The 2089-nt window shown below is 70.7% G+C and carries 3 protein-coding genes; all 3 read left to right on the top strand.

The window, feature by feature from the left end; genetic code table 11:
• Positions 1-4 precede the first annotated feature (4 nt).
• Positions 5-499, top strand: a complete 495-nt coding sequence (locus tag ACY34K_RS33795) for an HAD domain-containing protein (protein ID WP_462754090.1) — start codon at positions 5-7, stop codon at positions 497-499.
• A gap of 314 nt (positions 500-813) precedes the next feature.
• Positions 814-1182, top strand: a complete 369-nt coding sequence (locus ACY34K_RS33790) for a peptidoglycan-binding domain-containing protein (protein WP_462754088.1) — start codon at positions 814-816, stop codon at positions 1180-1182.
• A 169-nt stretch (positions 1183-1351) separates the two neighbouring features.
• Positions 1352-2089, top strand: a 738-nt coding sequence (locus ACY34K_RS33785) for an oxygenase MpaB family protein (protein ID WP_462754086.1), incomplete at its 3' end; no start/stop codon positions are given.

Genomic DNA, 2089 nt, shown 5'->3' with positions numbered 1-2089 from the left:
GGAGGTGATCAATTCTTCCGGTCGACCGATTCTCTTCCTCGATGTCGATGGACCACTTGTCCCATTCGGCGGGCCGGCGATTCACGGGAGTCCGCCGACGGGACCGAACCCGCTCCTCTCCAGGATCAACCCCGAACACGGACCGAGGCTTGCGGCCCTTCCCTGTGACCTCGTCTGGGCGACGACGTGGATGGCTGACGCGAACGAGTGCATCGCGCCACGCCTCGGACTGTCGGCGCTGCCGCTGGTGGAGTGGCCGGAGCCGTCCGCGGACGAGGACCGTGACATGCGGGCGGGGTTGCACTGGAAGACGCGTCCGCTCGTCGCCTGGGCGCACGGTCGTCCCTTCGCATGGGTGGACGACGAGATCACCGACAGGGATCGAAGCTGGGTCGCAGCCCATTACGAACAGCGTGCCCTTCTCCACCGCGTCGACCCCCGTATCGGCCTCACCGACGCTGACTTCGCTGTTCTCGATCATTGGCTGCGCGACCCGTGAAGAGACCCGTTGCCGGTGGGCGCCGCGGGCGGGCGGGCCAGGTCCTGTCATTGGCCGGCGAGGGGCCCACGTGATGCCCTCGGACAGTGTGGGCGTGCGTCAAAGCGGAGGTGCCCGGCAGCGGGCGTGCCGAGGCCGTACGGCGCGAGGCGGGCGGGGCGCGTGTGACGTCCGCCGTCACGCCTGAGAGTGACTTCCGGTGGCACGTGCATGAACGACCGTCGCAGGCACCAGTCTCTCTGCGGCGAGCGGTGAGGAAACCGGTCGCCAGTCCGGCCCGCATCGAATGCGTGCTCCAGAGAAGGGACTTGCCCATGCTCTCGCGTCTCCGCACCACAGCAGCGGCCGCCGTCGCCGTGGCGGGGCTTCTGCTGTCCGTGGCAGCCACCACCGCCCACGCCGCGACACCCACCACCGCCACGGCACCGGCCGTCGCGCGGGGTGCCGCGGCGTACTGCGGGTACTACAACGGCACCACCACGACGAGGCGTGGTGACACCGGTGAACGGGTCAGGGAGGTCCAGTGCCTCATCAACTACTGGTCCGGAGGTGAGGCCCTGGCTGTCGACGGGGCCTTCGGCGCACGCACCGAAAGCTGGGTCGTCCAATTCCAGGACGTCAACGGCCTCGCCGTGGACGGCATCGTCGGCCCGCAGACCTGGTCGGCGCTGCGCGCGCTCTGACGCGCGCGGTGCCGGATCGGGGCCGGCACACCCCGGACGGGTGAATCCGGGGACGGCACCGCTTCCCGGTCGGCGCACAGACGTTGGGGTGAACGGATATCCGCATGATCCGTTCACCCACTCCGGCCCGCCGAAGCGGGCCCGGCCCGCCCACCCGAGGAGCGTTTCCTTGTCCACCGACGACCTGCCCGGCCCCGACTCCCTGCTGCGCCGCACCCTGGGTGAGTGGAGCATCGCGCTGGTGGCGTGGAGGCTGCTGGTCCTGCAGAACGCCGACCCGGCGGTCGCCGCCGGAGTGGCACAGTACTCCACGTACCGCGCCCATCCGTGGCGGCGGATCGAGCACACCATGGACAGCGGCAGGCGGCTGTTCTTCTCCGACCGCGAGGGTCTGCGCCGCGAGATCGCCCGCCTGGAGCGCACCCACCGGCGCATCAACGGCACCGACGAGCGGGGCAGGCAGTTCACCGCCCTGGACCCCGAGGTGCGGGTATGGGTCCTGGTCACCCTGTACGAGTCCATGACGGCCATGCGGGAACTGTCCGGGAAGGCCCTCGGTCCGGCCGAACTGGACCAGCTCTACGCGGAGTTCCGCGCGACCTGCGCCGAGTTCGGCCTTCCCGACGGGCTGTTCCCCGCGACGGCCGCCGACGTACCGGCCTATGTGGAACGCATCATCCGTGAGCGCCTCGAGTACAGCGAAGCGGTGCACCACCTGCTGTTCGACATGCTCCGGGAAGCTCCTGCTCCGCGCCGCCTGGGGCGCCTGGCCCCCGCCTGGCCGCTGGTGCGCGCGGTGGCCGCTCGTGTGTTGCGGTCGCTGACGATCGCCGACCTGCCCCCGGCCTTCCGGGAGCGGTTCGGGCTCCGCCGCGGCCGTGGCGCCGCTGTGCTCTCCTTCGTGCTG

This window comes from Streptomyces sp. STAM6 (assembly GCF_054963715.1).
The sequence above is the reverse complement of the archived record's forward strand: the minus strand, read 5'-3'. Positions and strand labels throughout refer to the sequence as shown.